The following is a 25229-nucleotide window of genomic DNA, read 5'->3' on the forward strand; positions in this document are numbered from 1 at the left end:
AATTTATAAAGGAAATAATGTGGAAAAATTAATTGCTGTTATCGTGATTTTCCTCCTGATGACAGGGCTAATAAGTGCAGGGATCTCACTGTATAACCGTTTGGTTCTACTGCGTAACAATGTAGATAACGCTTTTGCCAATATAGACGTTATCCTGAAACAGCGTGCCGACCAGATCCCTGCGTTAGTTTCGATAGTTAATAAAGCCATGCAGCATGAAAATGAAATTTTTACTGCCCTCAGTCATGCCCGACAGAATTATTTAACTGCAAATTCACTACCTGAAAAAATCGATGCTTCCAACCAAATGACTAACGCCCTAAAAACGGTGTTTGCGATTTCAGAAAACTACCCCACATTAATCTCCGGTAAAAGTTTTATCAAACTTCAGAAAACCGTCAGCGACGTTGAAGATAAAATCGTCCACCGCCGTGAAACGTTTAATGATGCTGTGACAACCTACAATATTGGCATTCAGGTTTTTCCTGCTCTTATCATGGCAAAAGCCCTGCAATACCAATCTATGCCTCTGCTGGAAATTTCCGCGGAAGAAATAAAATACAATGGAATTAAATTCGATTAAACAAAATAAAAGCAGGTAATGGATGACTACGATTATCATGGCACTCGTTTTTAGTGCCATATTGAGTGGTACTACTTTACACGTATTATCATCAAATTTTAACTTTCGAATTACGCTAAAATGGATGGCAATAACAATCGTCGTCAGCAGTTTTTTAGCCTGTATCGTAACTTATCTTGATAAAGATAATATATTGTATGTACTTTCTTTTTTCTTTGCACTCCCTTTTCTTGCATCATTTTCCGTCCCGGCTGGAGAATTTATAAGCAATATTATCAGCCTGAAAAATGATATAAGACAAGGTAAAACAACGGTCTTAAAAACGATCATTCAATTAATATTAACTGCTGTAGCTATTGGTATGATTTACGCAATGAATTTCTTAGATAATCTCATCACCTTCGGATTGTTTGCCATATTTTTTGCCACTGCCTTAATTTTAGTTTGGCGAGAAAAAACACCTAAGAAGCAGTTTTTCAAACTGCAACAAATACTCCCCACATCCAAGATAGGTTCAATGGCAATGGGGTTAGTTGAAGTACAAGGGAGAGCAATCGCAGAAAAACAGCGGTTAGTTACCGCACCACTGAGCAAAAAGAAATGTATTGCTTACCTCTATACGGAGTATAAAGAAACTAAGGACTCCGAAGGAAAAACATATTATAAAACCATTGCTGATAAAACTTATTGTGCACCTTTCAATATTCAGGATGAAACAGGTTCAGTCGCTGTTATTACACATGATTTATCATTAGTCTCTCTGCCACCTACCCTAAAATATGAGAAAAACAAGGTTCGCTATGTTGAACGGGCAATATTCAATCATGACATGATCATGCTGATTGGTGCTGCAACCGAAAAAAATATCCCCGGAAAAGGCAACCAAATCGTTATTCAAAAAGATATCGAAAATAACATATTGGCAGCCTCACGTGTTGAATCTGTGACACACTGGAATAAACATCGTCTATTGGTCAGATCGGCTCTGGTTTTCAGTTTGGCCGCAGTATTTTTAATTGCGGTTATTTTAACTATCCCTTATGAGTATCACGAACAAAAACTAACGATTATGTTTAATAAATCGCCTTTATTCAGCTGGTTATTTTAATAATGAATGCTCTAATTTCAGCTTTTATCATTATTATCATGTCAGTTCTTTTGTTTTACTATCTGATGGATACCTACAATAAAGTGGTTGCATTAAAAAACTATACCGAAAAAGCATTTGCCAATATTGATGTACTTTTACAGCAAAGGGCAAACGAAATACCAAAATTGGTGAATATTGTTGAAAAAGTCATGTTACATCAGAAATCTCTGCTACTAAAACTAACTCAATCACGAGAACTCTATTTAAATCATCATCAAGTCGAACAAAAAATAGTTATTAATAATCAACTCACTGATTACTTAAAACAGATTATGTCAGTGACAGAAAGTTATCCTGAATTGCAGACAATAAATAATCTGAATAAATTACAAAAACGTATAACTTTGCTGGAAGCAAAAATCGCTGATCGCCGTGAGTTTTTCAATGAAAGTGTAGCTTTGTATAATACCGGAATACAAACATTACCCAACTTGATATTCGCTAAAATTCTGGGTTATAAACCACGCACCATGCTTAATTCCCATACAATCGGCGAGTGAGGATATTCCATGCTGACCATCCCTTTCAATCTGTTTGGATTTGCCGATAGTATTGTGCAAGGACCAGTATTTATCATTTTTATTTCTACCTTTGGCATGATTATTCCTTTATTTTTTTTAGGTATTTTGAAAAGAATCCCTATTTTAAGAGTCTTATCTAATATTGCTGCGGGTACAATTGCTTTGGGAGTTTTCCCTAACCTTGGTATATTAAGTATACTTTTATTTTTAGGGATAGGTGGTGTACACCTGTTTTTTGTCAGTACAGTCATTTTTCTAAGCTGTTTTTTATTTATTGCTTTTAATTATCAGGAGTTAGCAAATTATATAAATAGCTTTTCTCCTATTGATAACCCCAAAATAACTGGCAAGAAACCCAGAAAAAAACGGCGAAAAAAGTAGTAGAATCGATATCTTAAACAGGAGGAGATGATGATGGCTATATGGTTTAAACAACGTCTTTATATCCTGACAGGGCTAACCTCACTGCTTATCCTCCTCCAATTACTTAATACCTTAACCGATGGAGCATTAAGTAATTTTGGTATTATCCCCCGATATATTCAGGGGTTGATTGGCATTCCTCTGTCTCCGCTTCTGCATGGTAGCTGGTCACATCTGTTCAGTAACCTGCCTGCTTTATTAATCCTGAGTGCATTACTGATGGCTCACTCCATCCGATATTACATTCTGGCCAGTCTGTTCATTATTTTTACGGAAGGAATGTTAGTCTGGCTATTCGGGCGTAGTGCCATTCATGTTGGTGCCAGCGGCTGGATTTTTGGTCTGTGGGGTTTATTACTGGCTAACGCCTTTTTTCTCAAACGAGCCAAAGATTTCTTTTTCGCGATTGTTGTCTTTATCTACTATGGCGGAATCGCAATTAATCTGTTCCCATGGCATGCCTACGTTTCAACAGAAAGTCATTTTTTTGGTGCTATATCCGGGATCGCCTTCTCCTGGCTTTCGAAAAAACAGTTTATTAAAAAGCACAAAGATAACCTGATTACCCGCAGATGACAGTCCGTTACGATAACGGACTGTTGATAATTATGTCCACTCCAAAGCCGGATCATCTACTGGTTGACGTAAAACCTGTTTATCTTTTTGATAATCATGTGACACACGCCAGTTTTCGCTGCGTCCCTGACGGGGAAGAGCATCACCGCTTCGTTTTACATAACTGGATTTCAGCGCCCCGAAAATATTCTCATCCACCACAATCTCATCCGGCTGCGCATGTGGAGTCACAACCATAGCCTGACGACGATCCATTTCATGGAACAGACGACATATATAATCCGCTGAAAGATCAATTTTTAATGTCCAGGCATTATTAATGTACCCAAACAGGTAAGCAAAATTAGGAATATCCCTAATCAATGTTCCCTTATAAAACATAATGTTACTAGGATCTATCGGTTGCCCATCAATGGAAAGCCCAATCCCCCCCATAAGCTGTAATTGTAAACCTGTCGCTGTTACGATGATATCTGCCGGTAACTCCTTACCAGACTGCAACAAAATGCCATTCTCAGTAATATGCTTAATATGATCAGTAACAATCGATGCTTTTCCTTCTCTTATTATCTTAAAAAAATTACTGTCGGGCACAAAACACAATCGTTCATCCCACGGCATGTACTCAGGCGTAAGATTTTTCATGTCAAAATCAGGGCCAACTTTCCTTTGGGCTAGTCCCAGCAAAAATGCTCTCAACATATTGGGAAAATATCGGCTTATCTTATACAGGTAACTGAAAAATAATATATTACGCTCTCTGCTCAGGGCGTAAATCCAACGTTGAGGAATAATGCCTTTAAAAAATTCAGCGAATTTATCCCTGCCCGGTATTGAAAAAATATAACTGGGAGAACGCTGTAGCATAGTAATATGCTCTGTATCATTAGCCATTGCCGGCAATAAAGTTACCGCTGTCGCACCACTTCCAATCACAACAACCCGTTTCCGTTTGTAATCTAAAGTCTCAGGCCAATGTTGCGGATGAACCACCGGGCCCTTGAAATCTTCAAGTCCGGGAAGTTTGGGGGAATGAGGCTCATCATGGTTAAAGTAACCTGTCGCACCAATCAGAAAATTGCAGGTAAACTGCCGGGTTTCACCGCTGGCCTCATCAATTGCTGTAATCTCCCATTGACGGCTTTTATTTGACCAATTAATGAGGATTATTTTTATTCCAAACTGAATTTTTTTATCAATTTTATACTCCTCCATCGCTGAACGGAGATAACGTTTGATTGAAGGCCCATCAGCAAAAATACTGGTTTCTGTCCAGGGACTAAATTTATAGCCATAACTCATCATATCCGAATCAGTACGAATACCCGGATAACGGAATAAATCCCATGTTCCACCAATTGCACGACGACGCTCTAATATCCACACTTTCTTATCAGGGCATTCTCTGGCCAGATGGCATGCCATACCGATACCAGAAACACCAGCCCCCATAATCAAAACATCGTAATGATTATTCATATTCCCCCCTATAAGGTATTTTCTGACGAGGACATTTTCCCACCATCGCAACATGTTATTTTTTATTCAATAAAACAACCATTTGTATTTATGAGGGGGGACTAACATTAATCGAGGCCGGGGGAGGGATAGAATTTGTACAGCAATGATGGTGATAAAAATAAGCCAGCGCGGTCAGCAACAATGTGGAATATAGAGCTACTGAATATTCCGCGTAGCCCTAGGAAAGACTTTCATTATAAATCAATCACTAGCCGTTTACCTTTCGCTCTGGAACAGCAAATCAGCAAAGATGTCTGGCTCTCTCTTTCTTCATCACTAAAATAGTGATCACGATGATCAGCCTCACCTTCTAAAATCGCCGTTTCACAAGTTCCGCAGATCCCTTCTCGGCATAAACTTTCAACCACTGCGGCGTTATTTCTTTCAATAACTTGCAGAATTGTCGATTCACTATCGACCTCCAGTTCAATTCCTGATCTGGCAAGCACAAGGGTAAAAGCATCCCCGGTTTTATCTTCAACCGCAAACTGCTCAAAATGTAACTGATATTGGGGAAATCCGGCTTTTTGTGCCGCTTGTTTTACACCTTCACTCAATGAATTTGAACCGCATGTATAAATGTGGCTTCCTTCAGGCAATTTAGCGATGAAAGTCTCCAGCTCAATACGGGAACCTTCAGATGAAACATGGCAAACAACTTTATCTTTAAATTCTGATGTCATTAATTCCTGCCAGAATGCGTTTTCATTGGCATTCCGGTAACAATAATGAAGTTCATAATCTGCATTTTGCTGTTCCAGCTGATGCAGGTGAGACATAAATGGCGTGATCCCGATTCCACCCGCAATTAAGATATGTTTTTTGGCTTCAGGCACGATTGAGAATAAATTATTAGGCTCAGAAACAAAGAGTTTATCCCCAATAGTGACTTTTTCATGCATAAATGCCGAACCACCGCGTGAACGCGCTTCCCGCTTAATTGCAATTTGATAACGTTGTTCATCAAAAGGAGAATTGAGCAACGAATAGGCATTACTATAATTACTGCTACCATCCTGCATTTGCACAAAAATATGACTGCCAGCAGTAAACGAAGGTAAATGCGTATTTTGATCAGGTATTAACGTGAAACGCTTAATGGTTGGCGTTATTGTTTCAATATCACTGACAATGACACCAACCATTTGATAACTAGCCATAAACTACACCTCATTCTTCATGGTAGATTTGCGCAATAAGATTATGGAAATAAGCGATACCATGCTCACTCATCCCACTTCCTGTGCTATCTGCCATGATGCGCCCCTGACCACGATAGCCACGGGATTTCAGCCCTTTTTGTACGCTTTCAACCAAACGAAGATCTTCCGGGCGAAAAACATCGCGATACCATTCGATCAAATCGTTTTGCTCCTGCGTCAGGTCCTCATTGGTAAAGTAAATATCGTAGTGTTGTAGCGTTGTTTCCGCATCAACCGGAAATTCATAAATAACCGTCATCATGCCTTTAATGGGCGTAACGTTGTACATAGTACAAGGCCATAACCAAAAACCATGGAATGAAGATTCACCTTCAAATTTGAAAGATTGCTCTGAGGGAACAGCATAACCAAATTGCAATGACCAGTTATCACGCATAGTATGCCAGTAGCGATCAACCTGAACAGAAGTAGAAAAACCCGGATGGGCCGGAGCACAGTGATAACATTCCAGATAGTTATCAACAATACTTTTCCAGTTAGCAGGAGTTGATGTCGTGAAACGGGCAGCCAGTTTTAAATCGTAAACTTCAGGGCAGGCTTCCAATACTTTGGCTCCTAATCCCGGCAACTGTTGTTCAACTGTACCGGCATTCACATCCATATTAATAAAGACAAAACCAGCGTATTCCTCCAGTTTAACAGGAGTCAGAGTCGCTAATTCTTTATCAAAATTGGCCACATTTTCGCAATTACGCGCGTGTGCTAAGGTGCCATCAAGTTTAAAGGCCCACGCGTGATAAGGGCAGGTGATCACATTTTTTGCCTTACCTTCCCCTTTTAATAACTGGTGTCCACGATGAGGACAAACGTTAAAAAATGCCCGTAATACTTTGTCACGCCCACGCACGATGACAATGTTTTCACCAATAATTTCGCGCGTAATGTAATCATTCGGGTTAGCCAACTCGCTGATGTGTGCAACACAGATCCAACTCTTAGCGAAAATCGCTTCTTTCTCATAATCAAATACACTCTGAGAAGTATAGAAACGGGCTGGCATGGTATAAGCTTCAGTCGGGTTTGCACAAAAATCTCTTGGCAATGTGAAATCAGGATGTTGGATGCTCATATCAATTCCTTAATCTTCTTATGACGTTCATTGACTGTTTTGTTAGTTATTGCTGTCGTGGATGAAGGTATTGTTAGTATTTTTTACTTTTATCGGCACCGGAATAACAACATTCTCCTGCTGTTCAGAAGTATCAATAAGATGGGCAGGAATATGTGCGTAATCTTGTTTTATCCAGCGAATAAAACCATAGACCTTAAATAATAGGATCACCAGAAAGGGGAGTGCTGTCAGCACTACCGTTGTTTTCATTGTTTCCAGAGAAGCTTGTGTAAACAAAATCGAAAGGGGAATGAGTGTAATCACCACACACCAGAAAAGACGTAAATTCCGGCTGGGGTCCTGACCTTCACTTAAATTACGGGTACTGGTTGCTGCCATCGTATAGGCCACTGCATCCATATGTGAGGCCAGAAAAATAATCATAATGCAAAGATAGGCAATAAGGAAAAACTGGCCGAATGGCAACGCATTCAATAGTTGATGAACCGCGGTTTCACCACCTAACGTATTTAATATTTCAGGGACATTAATGGTTCCGGTAATAAATTGGTGCATAGCATAACTTTCCAGAACACCAAAGAAAAACCAACAGCCAAACGTACTGCCTAATAACAATGCCCAAATCACTTCCTTAATTTTTCGCCCGTGAGAGACCCTCGTCACAAACATCGCAACACCGGGAGTATATGAAATCCACCACAGCCAATAGAAAACAGTCCAGCTACGGGTAAATTGGCCATCCCCCATTGGATCGGTAAACAAGCTCATTTGTAGGAAGTTCTGCGTCGTCAGACCAATGGTATGAATAATATTATTAATGATAAATTCTGTCGGCCCTGCCATCAGAACCAGAAACGCAAACCCCAATGCACCCCAACCCACCATCTGGCTTAATCGCCGCATACCATTATCAATGCCAATATAAGAACTTAAGCTGAAAATTAATGCGGCTAATAATGTGATTCCGGCCTGAACCATAAAATTGTTCGGTATGCCGGTTAACACTGAAAGCCCACCACTTAATGTCGATGCAGTCACCACTAACGAAATCGTTAATGCGCCTACCGTCGCAATTAAGAATGTCATATCAACCAAACGCCCCCAAAAACCCTGAGGATTGATTTTGATAATGGCAGAAATGATCCCTGACAGGCTCAGACCTTTATTTTTTCTGACATGAAAATGGTAAGCCATGACCAATGAAGCCAAAGCATAAGTAGCCCAGGCACTGACTCCCCAATGAAAAAAAGAGTAACTGATACTGTATTCCAGAGCCTTAGGAGTGTGAGGAGCAATATTCAGACCGGGGGTTTTATAATAATAAGCCCACTCCATCACCCCCCAATATAACGTCGATGAACCAAGCCCCGCACAAATAAACATGCATAACCACGGTGCTGTGGCATATTTGGGCTTCCCTTCGCCAAGACGAATATTGCCGTATTTACTCAGAGCCAGATAAAGGACAAACATCAAAGCGACAAGCACTAAAATCTGAATGGTTGACCCAAGCAAACGAGTCAGACCATTAAAAATTGCATTAGCAATAACACTTGTTTTTTCAGGAAATGCACCGAGTGTTATTGCTATCACAATAATACAGACCAGACTGATGACAATTAACGGAATATCTTTCTTTGGGTTGCTCAGCATAAAACCTCCGCTTTACCATTTTGTATATCTCCTTATTTTTTATGGAATACACAAAATTGCCTGTTATCGTTGTTATGGACAGGACAAAAGGAAAACGTGCAACTAAGTAAGAACAAAACTTATCGCTTCTTTTTGTTAACAATAAAAATATAGTGTCGCTACACTATTTAAACAATTAGCTAAACAGTAAATAGATAAAACACATATCGTAATTAATGTTTTGTGATGTTAGTTCAGAATCAGTCTGAAATCAGATAATAAAAAACCATATCCTCAATAAAGAATATGGTTTTTAGAAAATAATGTTTTTTTAGAAAAGAATAATTTTAAGCATTCAAATTCCCAACGATGGCTTCTCCCACCTGCTGTGTTGATGCCTTTCCTTTCATATCCGGGGTCACAATGCCTTGCACGATTACCGCTTCAATCGCCGCTAAGATATCATCATGAGCATCCTGATAACGTTTATCTCCATCACCTAAAAACTGTAACATCATGGCTCCGGCCCAGATCATAGCAATCGGGTTAGCAATATTTTTGCCATAAATATCCGGTGCAGAGCCGTGAACAGGTTCGAACAAAGAAGGGAAATTCCTTTCCGGATTTAGATTAGCAGAAGGGGAAATTCCAATAGTTCCGGTACATGCCGGCCCAAGATCGGAAAGAATATCGCCAAATAAATTGGAAGCGACAACAACATCAAACCGCTCTGGATTCAACACAAAGCGGGCACAAAGAATATCAATATGTTGTTTATCCCATTTAATATCAGGGTACTGTTTTGCCATCTCTTCAACGCGCTCATCCCAGTAAGGCATACTTATCGATAACCCATTGGATTTCGTTGCAGAAGTTAATAATTTACGGGGACGACTCTGGGCTAATTCAAATGCATATTTCAGAATGCGATCAACCCCACGGCGGGTAAAAACCGACTCCTGAATCACCACTTCATGCTCTGTTCCTTCATTAAAACGCCCCCCAATAGCAGAATATTCCCCTTCAGTATTTTCTCGGACGACATAGAAATCGATATCTTCCGGTTTCTTATTCGCTAACGGGCAAGGCACTCCCGGTAACAAACGTACAGGACGCAAATTAACATACTGCTGAAAATCACGGCGAAACTTAAGTAATGATCCCCAAAGTGATATATGATCAGGCACAGTTTCAGGCCAGCCTACCGCGCCAAAATAAATGGCATCAAATTGCATTAATTGATTAAACCAGTCATCCGGCATCATTTTGCCGTGCCTGAGATAATAATCGCAGCTGGCCCATTCAAAATATTCAAACGATAAATGAAGATCCCATTTTTCAGCCACCGCCTGCAAAACCCGAATACCTTCAGGAAGCACTTCATGACCAATTCCATCACCCGGAATTGCTGCAATTTTAAACGTTTTTTTCATCGAGTATATCTCATTTATCAGGGTACAGAATTGACTTTCTGGATATCTTATAATTGACTGATTTGTATTCAATACTAAAAATGTAGAAACATAATTTACAATCTATGAATAATCTTCCCTTTTTACAGGATCTACGCGTTTTTCTTTTAGTGGCGAAAAGGGCCAGTTTTGCCGCCGCTGCGGAAGAGATCGGTGCCTCTCCCGCTTTTATCAGTAAGCGCATTGCGATATTAGAGAATGTATTGAATGTCAGTCTGTTACACCGAACCACACGTCGGGTATCCATCACAGAAGATGGTGAGCGGATTTATGAATGGGCGCAGCATATTCTGAACGATGTTAACCAGATGATGGATGAGCTCTGTGAACTTCGGCAAGAACCTCAGGGAAAGATCAGAATTACCAGTAGTTTTGGCTTTGGCCGGAAGTTCGTTGCTCCGGCATTATCAGCATTGATCCAGACTTATCCACAGCTCGATCTTCGTTTTGATGTGGAAGATCGTCTTGTTGATCTGGCGACCGAAGGGATTGATCTCGATATTCGTATTGGTGATGAGATTGATGACAATCTTATTGCCCGCAAACTGGCATCTAACCGCCGGATCCTCTGTGCATCACCGGATTATCTTGCCCGTCATTCAGTGCCAAAATCAATTAATGAACTCCCTTCTCATGCCTGTCTGGTGATCAAAGAGCGGGATCATCCGTTCGGGATCTGGAAACTACAAAACAGCACAGGAGTTCAATCAATAAAAGTCACTGGACCAATGTCATCCAATCACGGTGAGATCATTCACCAGTGGTGTCTGGATGGACACGGTATTATCCTGCGATCATATTGGGATGTCAGAGAGAGTATTAAATCAGGCGCTTTGGTACACATTCTGCCGGAATATTACCAATCCGCGAATATTTGGGCGGTTTACGTTACACGCTTGGCTATGTCCGCCCGTATCAGAGTGACAGTTGAATTTTTAGAGCGTTATTTTAAGGAGCATTATTTGGAATAGAGTGATACTTCTCATAGATAAGCACACTCTTATTACATAAAATCATTGTCCATTTAATATATGGAAATCACACCTTGAATAATTATAAATTGCTCCCTGCGCTGGTATCAATACTGAAAACACTTAACCTGACCGAGTCTGCAAAACAGTTAAATGTTACCCAGTCTGCAATGAGTAAAACATTAAATCAGCTACGTGAAGATTTTCATGACAGAATTATTGTGCGTGAAGGCAATCAGTTCATCCTGACGAAAAAAGGAGAAAAACTGAAAGCACAACTTCCGGCCTTACTTCAACAGTTAAATAATCTGTATTCACCCGAATTAATGGAACCAAGTCTTTGCAACAGAAAGTTTACTTTAGCTTCCAGCGATTATGTTGCTCAGGCTATTTTACCTTCTATATTGAGCCATATTGAAAAAGAAGCACCTAATGTAAGTATTGAATATAAACAGTGGCATAAAGATAACCTGTATAACTTAGCTGAGCAGGATGTGGATTTAGTAGCAACAATTGCTGATTCAGTACCCGATAATTTATACGGGAATTTAATGGCGGAAGAACCGCTTATAGTGGTATTCAGGAACGACCATCCTAATTCTGATAACAATATGACGGTCAGCAACTATATTAATGGCCGACATATTCTCATCAGTGGCGGCGGAGATAAAAACAGTCCGATTGATCAACAATTAGCAATAATAAACCGGAAACGTCGTATTTTCGCAACAGTTCCTTTTTTCCAATCAGCCATTGAGTTGGTATTAAAAACGGACACAATGCTGACCATGCCACTGCATATCGCAGCTGATTTTTCTCAGCGATATGATTTAAAAATAAAAACCTTACCTATTGATATCAAGCCACAACAATACTACTTACTCTGGCATGCTAAACACCATGAAGACCCAGAGCATAAATGGTTCAGAGAACTTTGCTTACCTTTAATTAAAAGTCACCTTGAAAGAACAATAAAATACGGTATGAAATTAATTCATACCAACAAGTAAATTTATTATATTTACACGCAGATTAATGGCATTAATATACTATTCAGCCAATCCAGGGATATATATATAATGCCATCAATAGAAACACTCATCACATTTATTGGAATATCATCATTTTTATGCTTCTTACCGGGGCCGGATAATATTTTAGTCTTAAGTCAATCAGCCCTGAATGGACGGAAAACAGGCATATCCATTACCATTGGATTATGTGTTGGGTTAATAATACAGACATCTTTAGTCTCATTAGGTATTGCCGCAATAATACGGGAAAATGCTATCACTTTTGAGTTTATTAGAGGGCTTGGAGTACTTTACTTAACCTATCTGGCATGGAAAGCTTTTAATGCCAAGCCTGTTAGCCTCAATGATAGTTCTAAGCTTTTCAGTAAAAGCAGAAAACTCATTAAAAAAGGGCTGATAATGAATTTATCAAACCCAAAAGTGATTATTTTCTTTTTGGCTTTTCTACCTCAGTTTATCAGCAACTGCGAAGATGCGATCCCTGTTTCACTTCAATTATTATACTTGGGATTGATATTTATCGCCGTGGCTTTTATTTCATTTGCGATGATATCTTACTTGTCTGGTTTTTTACATGAATTTATCGAGAATGATTCATCAGTACAAACTATTTTAAATAAAGTGACAAGTGTTATTTTTATTGGTTTAGCGATTAATTTGTTAATGATCCAGATTTGAAAAGATATAGTTAACATGACTCATTATATATAATTAAGCAGAGGATTATTTATGTAAACAGAAAAAACAAAATAACACATATAATTATAAAGATCGCTAAGGTTGCAGCAGCCCCAATAATAACATTTAAAATATAAGCAGCTATAGCGGTAATTACAAAATAAACTATAATAGCAATAATATTACTGACGATAAATTTTTTTAAAAAATCTAAAGTGAAATCCTTAGACCAGTTTTTTCCAGATTTTTTGTTATTCATTTTTTGTTTCCTTTTATAATAATAAAAAATTTAACCACTGAAAATAAAAAATAAGAGCAGGGTATGCCATTTACCATACCCTTTGTTGAATTAAGAATAATATGATACCGATAGTATATTGTTAAACGCGTGTAATGCCATAGGTACAATCAGAGAACGGGTGTGTATCCTGACGTGACACAGAATAACGGAAAATACGAATATAAATATAAAAGTGGTGGATGATGAATATTGTACATGTCCAGCTGAAAATAACAATGATATTATTAAAATGGCTATCTGTTTTCCCCTTTTTCCATATCCCATACCTGCATTTAATAAAAATCCACGGAATATAATTTCTTCAACAATCGGAGCAGCTATGCAAATAGAAATTACATATAGGAAAAAAATAAAAACAGATAAATCAGAAGCATGTGAAGTCCAAGATTCTTCTATCCCAAGAATATCATTTATCCAAATCAGAGCAAGAATTGCTAGCACGGGTAATATGAGATCTGCCAATCGTAATTTCCCGATAGGCATTAAGTTAAATTTTTTCTGATAGCTGCGCCAGCAAAGGAGTGAATAAGGCAACCAGATCAGAATACATAATACTGGGATACCTAAGTCAGAACGGTATAACTCTACTGCATTAGGAAAGAAAACCGACAGGAAAGACAAGGCAAACCAGCCGATATAAACTGCTATGCAAATTAATGAATGAGTAACTCTGTCTGTGTATTGCATCATGCTTTAGGGTAACTTCCGTTTAAATGATGATGTTATACCATGAAATTCGCTAAATTATAGTTGTAAAATCCTATTAGGATTGGTCTAATTTCTCGAATTCACAAGGAGCTAAAAGTGATCTAACAAAAATTAAAAACAGCCAATTTTATCTAACCCTCCAATATCCCCCTTTTTTCGCACCAACCCGAATTAAATACCCATATTCCTGCAATACTTTAATATTTCGTTCTATTGTTCTAGGAGTAACCCCTAAATCATCAGCTAGTTGAGATATTGTTATAGCTGGATGATTAATAATAATAGACAGGACTTTTTTCGCAGTCGCGTTCAGTTGTTGTGTATTTTCTTCCGACATTTGTACCGACATTTGTACCGACATTTCTTCCGACTCTAAGATAGTATCCGGCTGTTCTGTATCAATACTTTCCTTAAGTGCTTCAGCTAATTTTTCCAGTATAAAATCAATAAATACTGTGCAATCACTGGCCTTATCACATTCTCTAAGCACCTGATAATATGCCTGCTGCTGATAATGAATAATGGTTTCAACCGGCAACCATGCCAACTCCGAGCGCCATTCACTCAAAATCAACGTTTGCCATAGATGAGCAAATGGATGAGTAAATGACAAAAATCGTCGACACGATAAAAAATTTCTACTAGCTTAACCATAGCTTGTTCTCCCTCAGAGCAGTTTTTCAACATTTACCAAAACTTTCTTCTGAAACAGGCAGTTAGTCGATTTTTATCCAAAACTCAGGTTAATTAAAAGGATTAAGCTCAATGTCGAGTATGGTGTTTTGCCGCGGGTGCGGTAATAAAATTCACGAAACAGCTAAAGCGTGTCCAAACTGTGGTGCAATACAAGGAACTGTAGGAACTAAAAACCGTCTCGCTGCTGCACTCTTAGCGTTTTTTCTAGGAGGATTTGGCGTTCATAAGTTTTATCTGGGTAAAATTGCGCAAGGCTTTTTATATCTAATTTTCTGTTGGACGTTCATCCCTTACTTCATTTCTTTCATTGAATTCATTATTTACCTGTGCAACTCCGATGAAGAGTTTGCCCGTAAGTATGGTTAATTAACTAAGAAGTTTAATGAAAATGGAATAAGCAGTACCGAAAGCATACATCAGCAAAAATAAAATAGAGCGATTTAAAATGAAAGTTGGTCGGAACGATCCTTGTCCCTGTGGCAGCGGGAAAAAATACAAACGTTGTTGTATGGATAGCGTTTCAAAGCAACAGGCGAAATTGTTAGATGATATTTCGCAATTCGCTGCTATGAACCCAAATCTGACGCTAGATGAGCTAAATGCGGTTACTCAACATAGAGTAAATGAGCATAATAATCGGCCTAATACTGAGTTTTGTGGCCTATCACCAACCCAAATGAACAATTGGATGTATGCGCCATTCGATCAATTGTCTTGTGTCACCATCAACACGCCGGATGATTTATCAAGTAGCCCAGTGATGCGCTATTTAGGGTTAATCTTAGATGAAGCGATGCAGAATGAAGGCTCATTTAAAGCGACCACCAAAGGTAACTTACCCACAAAACTGGTAAAACAAGCCTGTGATTTGTTGCCTGAATTTCCAGTGGCTAAGTTTATTAGGATCAATGAATTTTCTGGTAGTAATGAAGATAAATTTAATGCACTGCATTACACTCGGATATTGGCAGAAATTGCTGGCATTATTTACCGTAGAAGTGGTCGCTACTATGTGAAAAAAGATGCGCAGAAGCAATATCAAACCCATGGCATTAATGCCTTTTTCTTACCTATGCTAGAAGCCGCAACCACACAGTATAATTGGGGCTACTTGGACAATTGGGAAGACATTGATATACGCACTTTCTGGCTGTTTATGGTTTGGCGTCTACAATGCCATGGTTCTGTTGATCAATTAAGTGAAGAAGTCACTACTGCATTCCCTGCTTTACTTCATCAGTTCATACCGGATGAGTACTTTTCACCAACAGAGTCACTCAAAATGGTGATTGAATCTCGCTTTATCGCGCGTTTTTTGCAGTTTTGGGGATTTGTAACGATTGAATATAAATGGGGTCCTATTGAAAACGCATTACCCAGAAAAGCAGATATCCTGCCATTGCTGACGCAGACTTTCCGGTTTGCAGTTTGATACGCTCACGCGGTATAGGATTTAAACCCCAAAACCCTGCACAGCTGGATTTTGGGGCAGTACTTTCTTTATCAACGGATTGGTGATCCAGACTTGCTATTAAGCGCCGCTAATCCGAGTAATAAAATCCGGTCAGTTTTCACATGACCGGATTTAGAAAGAATTAACTTTTATTATATATGGTGATTAAACCATCACTCCACTGTCACAGACTTCGCCAAGTTCCTCGGCTGATCCACATCTGTTCCTTTGATCAAGGCAACGTGGTAAGACAGCAATTGCAGTGGCACGGTGTAGAAGATCGGGGCGATCAGTTCTTCTACGTGTGGCAGGGAGATGATCTTCATGTTTTCACTGTCGGTGAAACCGGCATCCTGATCGGCGAAGACGTACAACTGACCACCACGGGCGCGGACTTCTTCGATGTTAGATTTCAGTTTTTCCAGCAGTTCGTTGTTTGGTGCAACGATGATGACCGGCATATCAGCATCAATCAGTGCCAGTGGGCCGTGTTTCAGTTCACCCGCTGCGTAAGCTTCTGCGTGGATGTAGGAGATCTCTTTCAGTTTCAGCGCACCTTCAACCGCGATCGGATATTGATCGCCGCGGCCGAGGAATAATGCGTGGTGTTTCTCAGAGAAGTCTTCTGCCAGTGCTTCAATCACTTTGTCTTTCGACAACATGCTTTCAATGCGGCTTGGTAACGCATGCAGGGCATGAACGATATTCTGCTCCAGAGAGTCATCAGCACCTTTCAAGCGTCCCATGTAAGCCACCAGCATCAGCAATACGGTTAGCTGAGTAGTGAATGCTTTGGTGGATGCTACACCGATTTCTGCGCCCGCTTTGGTCATCAGGGCAAAGTCTGATTCGCGTACCAGAGAAGAGCCTGCAACGTTACAGATGGTCAGGGAAGTCAGGTAACCCAGTTCTTTGGATAAACGCAGTGCTGCCAGTGTGTCCGCTGTTTCACCGGATTGAGACAGGGTGATCAACAGGCTACCTTTACGGCAGGCTGGTTTGCGGTAACGGAATTCAGAGGCGATTTCTACATCACATGGAATACCCGCCAGTGATTCAAACCAGTAGCGGGAAACCATACCAGCATTGAAAGACGTTCCGCAGGCAACAATCTGGATATGTTCTACCTGAGACAGTAATTCTGCTGCATTAGCTCCCAGCTCGGACAGATTAACTTCACCATGACTCACACGGCCTTCCAGCGTGTTTTTAATCGCCATTGGCTGTTCGTAAATCTCTTTCTGCATATAGTGACGGTAAACACCTTTGTCACCTGCATCGTACTGAACGTTAGATTCAATCTGCTCACGTTCAACGGCTTCACCCTGCACATCAAAAATGCGAACAGTGCGGCGGGTGATTTCGGCAACGTCGCCTTCTTCCAGATAGATAAAGCGGCGAGTCACTGGCAGTAATGCCAGCTGGTCAGATGCCAGAAAGTTTTCACCAACGCCCAGACCAATCACTAATGGGCTACCGGAGCGCGCAGCTACCAGCACATCTGGCTGACGGCTATCCATAATGACGGTGCCATAAGCGCCGCGCAATTGTGGGATAACACGCTGTACGATTTCCAGCAATGAGCCACCTTGTTGCTGTTCCCAGTGAACAAGATGAGCAATGGTTTCAGTATCGGTATCTGAAGAGAAACCATAACCACGTGCTTTCAGTTCTTCACGCAGTTCTTCATGGTTTTCAATAATGCCGTTATGCACAACTGCAATATGCTCAGAAGTATGAGGGTGAGCGTTGCGTTCGTTTGGCTCTCCGTGCGTCGCCCAACGGGTATGAGCAATACCTGTACCACCGATAACAGGCTGTTTATCAGCTTCATCAGCCAACATCTGTACTTTGCCCACTTCACGCAGACGAGTCATCTGATTTTCGCTGTCAACGACAGCCATACCCGCAGAGTCATAACCACGGTATTCCAGACGACGAAGACCTTCGATCAGTATTTCTGCTATATCACGCTGTGCTACTGCACCAACGATTCCACACATGTGTTTTTATTCCTAAAAATAGGGCTGTAAACGCCCTTTTTATGTCTCACAACCTGATTGTGTTCCGGCAAATCTCGTTCTGGATTTACCGGTCCCCGAGCTTTGTAGAGATGGGGTTTTATTATGGGTATATCTTATTTATTTTTTCTTAACAGGACGTTTCCAGTCCCTAATATGAGTTTGCTTAACACGGCTGATAACCAGCTCATTTTCAGCAACATCTTTTGTTACGGTGGTTCCTGCGCCGATAGTGACACCTTTAGCAATGTTTACAGGGGCAACAAGCTGGCTGTCAGAACCCACAAATACGTCATCACCAATGATAGTCTTAAATTTGTTGGCGCCATCATAGTTACAGGTAATGGTTCCTGCACCGATATTTACATTACTTCCAATTTCAGAATCACCCAAATAAGTCAGGTGCCCTGCTTTGGAACCTTTGCCAAGGGAGGATTTTTTCATTTCAACGAAATTGCCGACATGGGCTTTTTCCGCCAGTTTAGAACCCGGACGCAAGCGAGCAAAAGGCCCTACGGTACATTCAGCCGCGAGTTCAGAGTCTTCTATTACAGTATAAGGGCTGATTACCGCACCATCACCGATAACGCAGTTTTTCAGAATACAGCCAGAACCTACCTGAACGTTATTCCCCAATACGACATGACCTTCAATAATGACATTGGTATCAATGGTAATATCGCGGCCATGCTCTAATGTTCCTCGCAGATCGAAACGAGCCGGGTCGAGTAACATGACACCCGCCAGCAATAATTTCTCCGCTTGTTCAGACTGGTAAATACGTTCTAATGCAGAAAGCTGAAGACGGTTGTTAACCCCTTCCATTTCACTTAAACGGCTTGGATGCACAGCTTTAATCTGACGGCCTTCCTGATGTGCAAGTGCAATAACGTCTGTCAGGTAGTATTCACCCTGCGCATTATTGTTTTCCAGTTTGGATAACCAGCGTTTCAAATCACCACCGTTTGCAACCAGAATGCCGGTGTTGATTTCGTTGATTTTACGCTGCTCGTCAGTCGCATCTTTTTGTTCGATGATCCCTGTGACTTCACCATTTTCACGGATGATACGACCATATCCGGTCGGGTTATCCAAAATAGCGGTTAATAATCCAATACCGCCTTCTGGTTTAGCTTCAATCAAACGTTCTAACGTATCCTGAGCAATCAGTGGTACATCGCCGTAGAGGATCAGAATATCTTCATCATCGGCAAAATGTGGAGCCGCCTGCTGCATCGCGTGACCAGTACCTAGCTGTTCTGCTTGCAATACCCAGCTCAGGTTTTGATTAGCGTTTTTCTGGCCTGAAAGAGTTTGTTTCATCAGGTCGCCGCCATGCCCATATACCAGATGAACATTTTGGGTACCCAATGCCATTGCAGTATCAATGACATGCTGAACCATCGGCTTTCCTGCCAGTGAGTGCAGGACTTTAGGGAGGTCAGAATACATGCGGGTTCCTTTTCCCGCAGCCAGTATCACAACACTTTTTGCACTCGTTGATTTGGAAGTTATTGGCTTGGAAACAGTTGCGTTGGATGTAATAGACATAAGAAACCTGACAATTCCGATTTTAAGTATAAAAGTAAACCTGTTTACGAAATAAATTGCTACATATTTCGTAATGCAAAAAAGCCAGTTAGTCATGCTAACTGGCTTTTTATTTACTGCCTTACCCTCTGTCTTTCCAATTATCTCAATGCAATTCGAAATCCATTGGGTATTTACCTTTTATCTCTCAAATTTAACTTTATCAGTTACTATTTGAAATTTATTGGGTAATCCTACATCAGCTTTTTCGTCAGTTCGATTACACGAAGTTTTGCAATCGCTTTCGACAATTCAGCAGATGCCTGAGCATAATCAACATCGCCGTGGGAATTACGGACATGTTCTTCCGCCTTGCGCTTGGCTTCAAGCACTTTGGCTTCATCCAAATCCTTACCACGGATCGCTGTATCGGCCAGTACGATCACGCCGTTTGGCTGAACTTCCAGAATACCACCTGACAGGTAGATAAACTCTTCTTCACCAAACTGCTTAACAATACGTATCATGCCCGGTTTTATGGCAGTAAGCAGCGGGGTGTGCTGAGGATAAATCCCCAACTCACCTTCACTACCAGTCACCTGAATTTTCTGTACCAGCCCTTCAAACATCAGTTTTTCAGCGCTGACTACGTTCAGGGAGAACGTCATTGCAGCCATATCAACCTCCCGTCAGCCGTATTAAAGCTTCTTAGCTTTTTCTATAGCTTCTTCGATGGTACCAACCATGTAGAACGCCTGCTCTGGCAGGTGGTCATAATCACCGTTCAGGATGCCTTTGAAGCCACGGATGGTGTCTTTCAGAGAAACGAATTTACCTGGTGAACCGGTAAATACTTCTGCAACGAAGAATGGCTGAGACAGGAAGCGCTGGATCTTACGAGCACGAGCAACAACCAGTTTGTCATCTTCTGACAGTTCGTCCATACCCAGAATCGCGATGATGTCTTTCAGTTCCTGATAACGTTGCAGGATAGACTGAACGCCACGAGCTACATCATAGTGCTCTTGACCAACAACGAGTGGATCAAGCTGACGGCTGGTTGAATCCAGTGGGTCAACCGCTGGGTAGATACCCAGAGATGCGATCTGACGGCTCAGTACAACGGTTGCATCCAAGTGAGCAAAGGTTGTTGCTGGTGATGGGTCAGTCAAGTCATCCGCAGGAACGTAAACCGCCTGTACGGAAGTGATTGAACCAGTTTTGGTAGAGGTGATACGTTCTTGCAGAACACCCATCTCTTCCGCCAGCGTTGGCTGATAACCTACCGCAGATGGCATACGACCCAACAGTGCCGATACTTCGGTACCTGCCAGGGTATAACGGTAAATGTTATCGACGAACAACAGAACGTCACGGCCTTCATCACGGAATTTTTCCGCCATGGTCAGACCGGTCAGAGCAACACGCAGACGGTTTCCTGGTGGCTCATTCATCTGACCGTATACCAGAGATACTTTGTCCAGTACGTTGGAGTCTGTCATTTCATGATAGAAGTCGTTACCTTCACGAGTACGTTCACCTACACCCGCAAATACAGAGTAACCGGAGTGCTCGATCGCGATGTTACGGATCAGCTCCATCATGTTAACGGTTTTACCTACACCCGCACCACCGAACAGACCGACTTTACCACCTTTAGCGAATGGACAAATCAGGTCCATTACTTTGATACCGGTTTCCAGCAGTTCCTGAGAGTTAGATAACTCTTCATAGCTTGGTGCAGTACGGTGAATTGACCAGCGCTCTTGCTCGCCAATGTCACCTTTCATATCAATCGGGTCACCCAGTACGTTCATGATACGACCCAGAGTCGCTTCACCAACAGGGACTTCGATTGGATGACCTAAATCAGTCACTTCCAAATTACGGCGCAGACCATCAGAAGTACCCATTGCGATACAGCGAACGATACCGCCGCCTAACTGTTGCTGAACTTCCAGCACCAGTTTTTCTTCACCGTTTTTAACCTCAAGGGCATCGTATACTTTTGGTACGCTGTCCTGAGGGAATTCGACGTCCACCACGGCGCCGATTACCTGGATAATCTTTCCAGTAGCCATCTTGAATCCTCTACGTAATTCGTAAACCTAGCTGTTAAACCGCAGCTGCACCCGAAACGATTTCGGTGAGTTCCTGAGTAATGCTGGCCTGACGAGCTTTGTTGTAAACCAACTGCAACTCTTTGATCAGGTTGCCACCGTTATCAGTCGCGGCTTTCATCGCTACCATTCGTGCGGCCTGCTCACTAGCCAGGTTTTCAACGACGCCCTGATAAACTTGCGATTCTATATAGCGACGCAGCAAGGTATCCAACAGCGCCTTAGGATCTGGTTCATACAGATAATCCCAGGACTTCTTCTTCAGTGTTTCATCGTCTCCGGCTGGCAGAGGCAATAACTGAGTGATTGTCGGAACCTGAGACATTGTATTGTGGAACTTGTTTGTCACTATATACAGTTTATCCAGACGCCCTTCGTCATATGCTTGCATCATGACGCTGACTGGCCCGATCAATTCGGACAATGATGGGTTATCTCCCATCCCTGTTACCTGGGCAACAACGTTGCCACCAACAGAAGAAAAGAAAGAAACCGCTTTTGATCCAATAAGTGCCAAATCAACCTGGACTTTTTTATCAGACCAGTCTTTCATTTCTATCAGCAATTTTTTGAACAAGTTAATGTTCAAACCGCCACATAAACCACGGTCAGTAGAAACAACCACGTACCCAACGCGTTTAACTTCACGCTCTTCAAGGTATGGGTGTTTGTACTCCAGATTACCTAACGCAAGGTGTCCAATCACGCTGCGAATGGTATCTGCATAAGGACGGCTGGCCGCCATGCGGTCCTGCGTTTTACGCATTTTGGACGCGGCGACCATTTCCATCGCTTTAGTGATTTTCTGCGTGTTCTGCACACTGGCGATTTTGGTACGTATCTCTTTTGCGCCGGCCATTTCTGCTTCTCCGTATTCAACCAGACGGCCCGTGTTTTTTCATTAAACAGAATCAAACAGGGCCGAATAGTGTTACCAGGACTGAGTCGCCTTGAAGGATTCCAACAGAGCTTTCAGCTTCGCTTCGATCTCTCCGTTGTAATCGCCAGACTGGTCAATCTCTTTCAGAAGATCAGCATGTTCATGGCTAGCATACGCCAACAGCGCAGATTCGAAACTGACCACTTTCGCGATTTCGACATCTTCCAGATAGCCACGCTCAGCAGCAAACAGAGATAGAGCCTGTTGTGCAATAGACATTGGCTGATACTGTTTCTGTTTCAACAGCTCAGTTACTTTCTGACCGTGATCCAGCTGCTTACGAGTCGCATCATCCAGATCAGATGCAAACTGGGAGAATGCCGCCAGTTCGCGGTACTGAGCCAGAGCAGTACGGATACCACCAGACAGTTTCTTGATAATCTTAGTCTGAGCAGCACCACCTACACGGGATACGGAAATCCCTGGGTTAACCGCCGGACGAATACCTGCGTTGAACAGAGCAGATTCAAGGAAGATCTGACCATCAGTAATGGAGATAACGTTTGTCGGTACGAATGCAGAAACGTCACCAGCCTGTGTTTCGATGATTGGCAGTGCTGTCAGAGAACCTGTTTTGCCTTTCACTTCACCATTGGTGTACTTTTCAACATATTCAGCGTTAACACGCGCTGCACGCTCCAACAGACGGGAGTGCAGATAGAAAACGTCACCAGGGAATGCTTCACGTCCAGGTGGACGGCGCAGCAACAGAGAAATCTGACGGTAAGCAACAGCCTGTTTAGACAGGTCATCGTAAACAATCAGGGCATCTTCACCACGATCACGGAAGTATTCACCCATCGCACAGCCAGAATACGGTGCCAGATATTGCAGGGCAGCAGATTCAGAAGCAGATGCAACAACAACGATGGTGTTTTTCAGTGCGTCATGCTCTTCCAGTTTACGAACTACGTTAGCAATAGTAGAGGCTTTCTGACCAATCGCTACGTAAATACATTTGATACCGGAATCACGTTGGTTAATGATCGCATCAATCGCCAGTGCAGTTTTACCTGTCTGACGGTCACCGATAACCAGCTCACGCTGACCACGGCCGATTGGGATCATGGCATCAACAGATTTGTAACCTGTCTGGACAGGCTGGTCAACGGATTGACGATCAATAACGCCCGGAGCGATAACTTCTACTGGGGAGAAACCATCGTGCTCAACAGCACCTTTACCGTCGATTGGCTCACCCAGTGTGTTAACAACACGACCCAGCAAACCACGACCAACAGGTACTTCCAAAATACGGCCAGTACATTTGACTTTCATGCCTTCGGCCAAGTCAGCATACGGACCCATAACAACCGCACCCACGGAGTCTCGCTCCAGGTTCAGTGCAATTGCATAACGGTTGCCAGGCAGTGCGATCATCTCACCCTGCATGACATCGGCTAAACCGTGGACACGAATGATACCGTCGTTAACGGAAACAATCGTACCTTCATTGTGAGCTTCGCTCACCACATTGAACTGAGCAATACGCTGTTTGATCAGTTCGCTGATTTCGGTGGAATTCAGTTGCATATGCTCCAGTCCCCTTAAGACTGCAAGACGTCTGTTAAACGATCCAGACGGCCACGAATACTGCCATCGATCACCATGTCACCCGCACGGATAATCACGCCGGCAATAACAGACTTGTCAATTTTGCAATTCAGCTTCACTTTGCGTGACAGACGTTTTTCCATCGCCGCAGAAATTTTAGCCTGCTGCTGCTCATTCAGTTCGGACGCAGATATCACTTCAACATCAATTGTTGATTCCAGTGATGCACGCAATTGGATAAATTGCAGGAAGACTTCTGGCAATACCAGCAAGCGACCATTTTCTGCCATGACACGAATAAAGTTACGAGCATGCTCATCTACCTGATCATCACATAAAGTGATAAAGGTATTGGCTAACGTTTCCGGTGCTAATGAACCGGAAAGCAGCTCACCAACCTGCTCATTGCGGGTTACCTCTGCAACGAACGCCAGCATGTTCTGCCAGTGTTCGAGAAATTGGTGTTCCACAGCAAAGTCAAAAGCTGCTTTGGCGTAGGGGCGAGCTACAGTAGCAAATTCAGACATGCCCCTCCCTCCTTACAGTTCAGCGACCAGTTTATCAACGATGTCGCTGTTAGCAGCTTCATCCACGGAACGTTCGATGATCTTCTCGGCACCTGCGATAGCCAACAGCGCAACCTGTTTACGTAGCTCTTCACGAACACGCTTGCTTTCAGCTTCAACTTCAGCATGAGCCTGCGCTACTATTTTGCTACGTTCCAGCTCAGCTTCAGTCCTTGCATCATCAATAATCTGGGCTCTTTGTTTATTAGCCTGTTCGATGATAGCGTGTGCGTCTGCTTTCGCTTTTTTCAGTTGGTCGGTCGCATTGGCTTGCGCTAAGTCCAGGTTCTTTTTAGCACGCTCTGCTGAAGCCAAACCGTCAGCAATTTCTTTCTGACGCTTCTCGATGGCCGCCATGATTGGTGGCCATACATACTTCATACAGAACAAAACAAACAGGACAAACGCGATGGCCTGGCCGAGGATTGTTGCGTTAATATTCACGGCACAATACCTCTATTTCAATTAATGAATCGGCTTAATT

25 protein-coding genes and 1 pseudogene are annotated in these 25229 nt (G+C 42.0%); 10 read left to right on the forward strand and 16 right to left on the reverse strand.

All coding sequences use genetic code 11. The features are described from left to right. The first annotated feature begins 19 nt into the window (after positions 1–19). Genes AACS92_RS04025 through AACS92_RS04045 form a run of 5 tightly spaced genes read left to right on the forward strand, consistent with a single transcriptional unit; the run spans position 20 to position 3253 of the window. Positions 20–583, forward strand: a complete 564-nt coding sequence (locus tag AACS92_RS04025; RefSeq protein WP_241537941.1) for a LemA family protein — start codon at positions 20–22, stop codon at positions 581–583. A gap of 22 nt (positions 584–605) precedes the next feature. Further along, positions 606–1691 (forward strand): hypothetical protein, encoded by a 1086-nt coding sequence (locus tag AACS92_RS04030; RefSeq protein WP_099110058.1) that lies wholly within the window; start codon positions 606–608, stop codon positions 1689–1691. Between the two features lie 2 nt (positions 1692–1693). Continuing rightward, on the forward strand, positions 1694–2233 hold the full coding sequence (locus AACS92_RS04035) for a LemA family protein (RefSeq protein ID WP_099110059.1): 540 nt from the start codon (positions 1694–1696) through the stop codon (positions 2231–2233). Positions 2234–2242: 9 nt separating this feature from the next. Continuing rightward, a complete protein-coding gene (locus AACS92_RS04040) occupies positions 2243–2635 on the forward strand; it encodes a hypothetical protein (RefSeq protein WP_099110060.1) in 393 nt (130 codons plus the stop codon). 33 nt (positions 2636–2668) lie between these two features. Continuing rightward, positions 2669–3253, forward strand: coding sequence for a rhomboid family intramembrane serine protease (locus tag AACS92_RS04045; protein ID WP_369800388.1), 585 nt, complete (start codon positions 2669–2671; stop codon positions 3251–3253). A 30-nt stretch (positions 3254–3283) separates the two neighbouring features. Here AACS92_RS04045 and AACS92_RS04050 read toward each other — a convergent pair whose 3' ends face one another. The 5 genes from AACS92_RS04050 to AACS92_RS04070 all read right to left on the reverse strand — a co-directional run bounded on the left by AACS92_RS04050 (position 3284) and on the right by AACS92_RS04070 (position 10134). Further along, entirely contained in the window at positions 3284–4732 is a 1449-nt protein-coding gene (locus AACS92_RS04050; protein ID WP_099110062.1) for a flavin-containing monooxygenase, read from the reverse strand. A 236-nt stretch (positions 4733–4968) separates the two neighbouring features. Next, positions 4969–5934: a PDR/VanB family oxidoreductase gene (locus AACS92_RS04055; RefSeq protein ID WP_099110063.1), complete on the reverse strand. Its 966-nt coding sequence runs from the start codon at positions 5932–5934 to the stop codon at positions 4969–4971. 10 nt (positions 5935–5944) lie between these two features. After that, a complete protein-coding gene (locus AACS92_RS04060) occupies positions 5945–7066 on the reverse strand; it encodes an aromatic ring-hydroxylating oxygenase subunit alpha (RefSeq protein WP_099110064.1) in 1122 nt (373 codons plus the stop codon). Between the two features lie 42 nt (positions 7067–7108). Further along, positions 7109–8722 (reverse strand): BCCT family transporter, encoded by a 1614-nt coding sequence (locus AACS92_RS04065; RefSeq protein ID WP_099110065.1) that lies wholly within the window; start codon positions 8720–8722, stop codon positions 7109–7111. A gap of 326 nt (positions 8723–9048) precedes the next feature. Continuing rightward, complete coding sequence (locus tag AACS92_RS04070) at positions 9049–10134, reverse strand: tartrate dehydrogenase (protein ID WP_099110066.1); 1086 nt, start codon at positions 10132–10134, stop codon at positions 9049–9051. 104 nt (positions 10135–10238) lie between these two features. Between AACS92_RS04070 and AACS92_RS04075 the strand changes: the two genes are divergently transcribed. The 3 genes from AACS92_RS04075 (at position 10239) to AACS92_RS04085 (ending at position 12856) form a co-directional block, all read left to right on the forward strand. Then, the gene (locus AACS92_RS04075) at positions 10239–11144 is read left to right on the forward strand and encodes a LysR substrate-binding domain-containing protein (RefSeq protein ID WP_099110067.1); all 906 of its coding nucleotides are present in this window, start codon (positions 10239–10241) and stop codon (positions 11142–11144) included. 74 nt (positions 11145–11218) lie between these two features. After that, positions 11219–12154, forward strand: a complete 936-nt coding sequence (locus AACS92_RS04080) for a LysR family transcriptional regulator (protein ID WP_099110068.1) — start codon at positions 11219–11221, stop codon at positions 12152–12154. Between the two features lie 69 nt (positions 12155–12223). After that, on the forward strand, positions 12224–12856 hold the full coding sequence (locus AACS92_RS04085) for a LysE family translocator (RefSeq protein WP_099110069.1): 633 nt from the start codon (positions 12224–12226) through the stop codon (positions 12854–12856). Positions 12857–12905: 49 nt separating this feature from the next. On the opposite strand, the gene AACS92_RS04090 is transcribed toward AACS92_RS04085, so the two are convergent. The 3 genes from AACS92_RS04090 to AACS92_RS04100 form a co-directional block, all read right to left on the reverse strand. Continuing rightward, positions 12906–13115 carry a hypothetical protein gene (locus AACS92_RS04090; RefSeq protein WP_099110070.1) on the reverse strand — a complete coding sequence of 70 codons (210 nt, stop codon included), beginning with the start codon at positions 13113–13115 and terminating at the stop codon, positions 12906–12908. A gap of 90 nt (positions 13116–13205) precedes the next feature. Beyond that, complete coding sequence (locus AACS92_RS04095; RefSeq protein WP_099110071.1) at positions 13206–13847, reverse strand: CPBP family intramembrane glutamic endopeptidase; 642 nt, start codon at positions 13845–13847, stop codon at positions 13206–13208. A 145-nt stretch (positions 13848–13992) separates the two neighbouring features. Then, positions 13993–14412: a Fic family protein gene (locus tag AACS92_RS04100; RefSeq protein ID WP_339373540.1), complete on the reverse strand. Its 420-nt coding sequence runs from the start codon at positions 14410–14412 to the stop codon at positions 13993–13995. A gap of 218 nt (positions 14413–14630) precedes the next feature. On the opposite strand from AACS92_RS04100, the gene AACS92_RS04105 reads away from it, so the two are divergent. Then, positions 14631–14927, forward strand: a complete 297-nt coding sequence (locus AACS92_RS04105) for a TM2 domain-containing protein (protein ID WP_099110073.1) — start codon at positions 14631–14633, stop codon at positions 14925–14927. A gap of 70 nt (positions 14928–14997) precedes the next feature. Next, positions 14998–15072, forward strand: a pseudogene (locus tag AACS92_RS04110) (SEC-C metal-binding domain-containing protein); the annotation flags it as partial. A gap of 1115 nt (positions 15073–16187) precedes the next feature. Here the strand turns inward: AACS92_RS04110 and glmS are convergent. The 8 genes from glmS to atpF form a co-directional block, all read right to left on the reverse strand. Further along, a complete protein-coding gene (glmS, locus tag AACS92_RS04115; protein WP_099110075.1) occupies positions 16188–18017 on the reverse strand; it encodes a glutamine--fructose-6-phosphate transaminase (isomerizing) in 1830 nt (609 codons plus the stop codon). 138 nt (positions 18018–18155) lie between these two features. After that, positions 18156–19586 (reverse strand): bifunctional UDP-N-acetylglucosamine diphosphorylase/glucosamine-1-phosphate N-acetyltransferase GlmU, encoded by a 1431-nt coding sequence (gene glmU / locus AACS92_RS04120; protein ID WP_099110076.1) that lies wholly within the window; start codon positions 19584–19586, stop codon positions 18156–18158. 233 nt (positions 19587–19819) lie between these two features. Further along, the gene (locus AACS92_RS04125; RefSeq protein ID WP_099110077.1) at positions 19820–20242 is read right to left on the reverse strand and encodes a F0F1 ATP synthase subunit epsilon; all 423 of its coding nucleotides are present in this window, start codon (positions 20240–20242) and stop codon (positions 19820–19822) included. 21 nt (positions 20243–20263) lie between these two features. Continuing rightward, positions 20264–21646: a F0F1 ATP synthase subunit beta gene (atpD, locus tag AACS92_RS04130; protein WP_099110078.1), complete on the reverse strand. Its 1383-nt coding sequence runs from the start codon at positions 21644–21646 to the stop codon at positions 20264–20266. A 34-nt stretch (positions 21647–21680) separates the two neighbouring features. Next, entirely contained in the window at positions 21681–22544 is an 864-nt protein-coding gene (gene atpG, locus AACS92_RS04135) for a F0F1 ATP synthase subunit gamma (protein ID WP_099110079.1), read from the reverse strand. Between the two features lie 72 nt (positions 22545–22616). After that, positions 22617–24158 (reverse strand): F0F1 ATP synthase subunit alpha, encoded by a 1542-nt coding sequence (atpA, locus tag AACS92_RS04140; RefSeq protein ID WP_099110080.1) that lies wholly within the window; start codon positions 24156–24158, stop codon positions 22617–22619. Between the two features lie 14 nt (positions 24159–24172). Then, positions 24173–24706, reverse strand: a complete 534-nt coding sequence (gene atpH / locus AACS92_RS04145; protein ID WP_099110081.1) for a F0F1 ATP synthase subunit delta — start codon at positions 24704–24706, stop codon at positions 24173–24175. Positions 24707–24718: 12 nt separating this feature from the next. Further along, entirely contained in the window at positions 24719–25189 is a 471-nt protein-coding gene (atpF, locus tag AACS92_RS04150) for a F0F1 ATP synthase subunit B (protein WP_099110082.1), read from the reverse strand. Positions 25190–25229 lie beyond the last annotated feature (40 nt).

Origin of the sequence: Xenorhabdus sp. KJ12.1 (assembly GCF_963876495.1) — a bacterium.
In the GTDB taxonomy this organism is placed as follows: Bacteria; Pseudomonadota; Gammaproteobacteria; order Enterobacterales; family Enterobacteriaceae; genus Xenorhabdus; species Xenorhabdus stockiae.

Coding starts and splice junctions, on each gene's coding strand:
- AACS92_RS04045 (WP_369800388.1), top strand. CDS start 2,669: ATGGCTATATGGTTTAAACAACGTCTTTATATCCTGACAGGGCTAACC.
- AACS92_RS04050 (WP_099110062.1), bottom strand. CDS start 4,732: ATGAATAATCATTACGATGTTTTGATTATGGGGGCTGGTGTTTCTGGT.
- glmS (WP_099110075.1), bottom strand. CDS start 18,017: ATGTGTGGAATCGTTGGTGCAGTAGCACAGCGTGATATAGCAGAAATA.
- AACS92_RS04065 (WP_099110065.1), bottom strand. CDS start 8,722: ATGCTGAGCAACCCAAAGAAAGATATTCCGTTAATTGTCATCAGTCTG.
- AACS92_RS04055 (WP_099110063.1), bottom strand. CDS start 5,934: ATGGCTAGTTATCAAATGGTTGGTGTCATTGTCAGTGATATTGAAACA.
- AACS92_RS04030 (WP_099110058.1), top strand. CDS start 606: ATGACTACGATTATCATGGCACTCGTTTTTAGTGCCATATTGAGTGGT.
- AACS92_RS04125 (WP_099110077.1), bottom strand. CDS start 20,242: ATGGCTGCAATGACGTTCTCCCTGAACGTAGTCAGCGCTGAAAAACTG.
- AACS92_RS04060 (WP_099110064.1), bottom strand. CDS start 7,066: ATGAGCATCCAACATCCTGATTTCACATTGCCAAGAGATTTTTGTGCA.
- AACS92_RS04070 (WP_099110066.1), bottom strand. CDS start 10,134: ATGAAAAAAACGTTTAAAATTGCAGCAATTCCGGGTGATGGAATTGGT.
- glmU (WP_099110076.1), bottom strand. CDS start 19,586: ATGTCTATTACATCCAACGCAACTGTTTCCAAGCCAATAACTTCCAAA.
- AACS92_RS04105 (WP_099110073.1), top strand. CDS start 14,631: ATGTCGAGTATGGTGTTTTGCCGCGGGTGCGGTAATAAAATTCACGAA.
- AACS92_RS04090 (WP_099110070.1), bottom strand. CDS start 13,115: ATGAATAACAAAAAATCTGGAAAAAACTGGTCTAAGGATTTCACTTTA.
- atpD (WP_099110078.1), bottom strand. CDS start 21,646: ATGGCTACTGGAAAGATTATCCAGGTAATCGGCGCCGTGGTGGACGTC.
- AACS92_RS04085 (WP_099110069.1), top strand. CDS start 12,224: ATGCCATCAATAGAAACACTCATCACATTTATTGGAATATCATCATTT.
- atpA (WP_099110080.1), bottom strand. CDS start 24,158: ATGCAACTGAATTCCACCGAAATCAGCGAACTGATCAAACAGCGTATT.
- AACS92_RS04035 (WP_099110059.1), top strand. CDS start 1,694: ATGAATGCTCTAATTTCAGCTTTTATCATTATTATCATGTCAGTTCTT.
- AACS92_RS04095 (WP_099110071.1), bottom strand. CDS start 13,847: ATGATGCAATACACAGACAGAGTTACTCATTCATTAATTTGCATAGCA.
- AACS92_RS04075 (WP_099110067.1), top strand. CDS start 10,239: ATGAATAATCTTCCCTTTTTACAGGATCTACGCGTTTTTCTTTTAGTG.
- AACS92_RS04040 (WP_099110060.1), top strand. CDS start 2,243: ATGCTGACCATCCCTTTCAATCTGTTTGGATTTGCCGATAGTATTGTG.
- atpG (WP_099110079.1), bottom strand. CDS start 22,544: ATGGCCGGCGCAAAAGAGATACGTACCAAAATCGCCAGTGTGCAGAAC.
- atpH (WP_099110081.1), bottom strand. CDS start 24,706: ATGTCTGAATTTGCTACTGTAGCTCGCCCCTACGCCAAAGCAGCTTTT.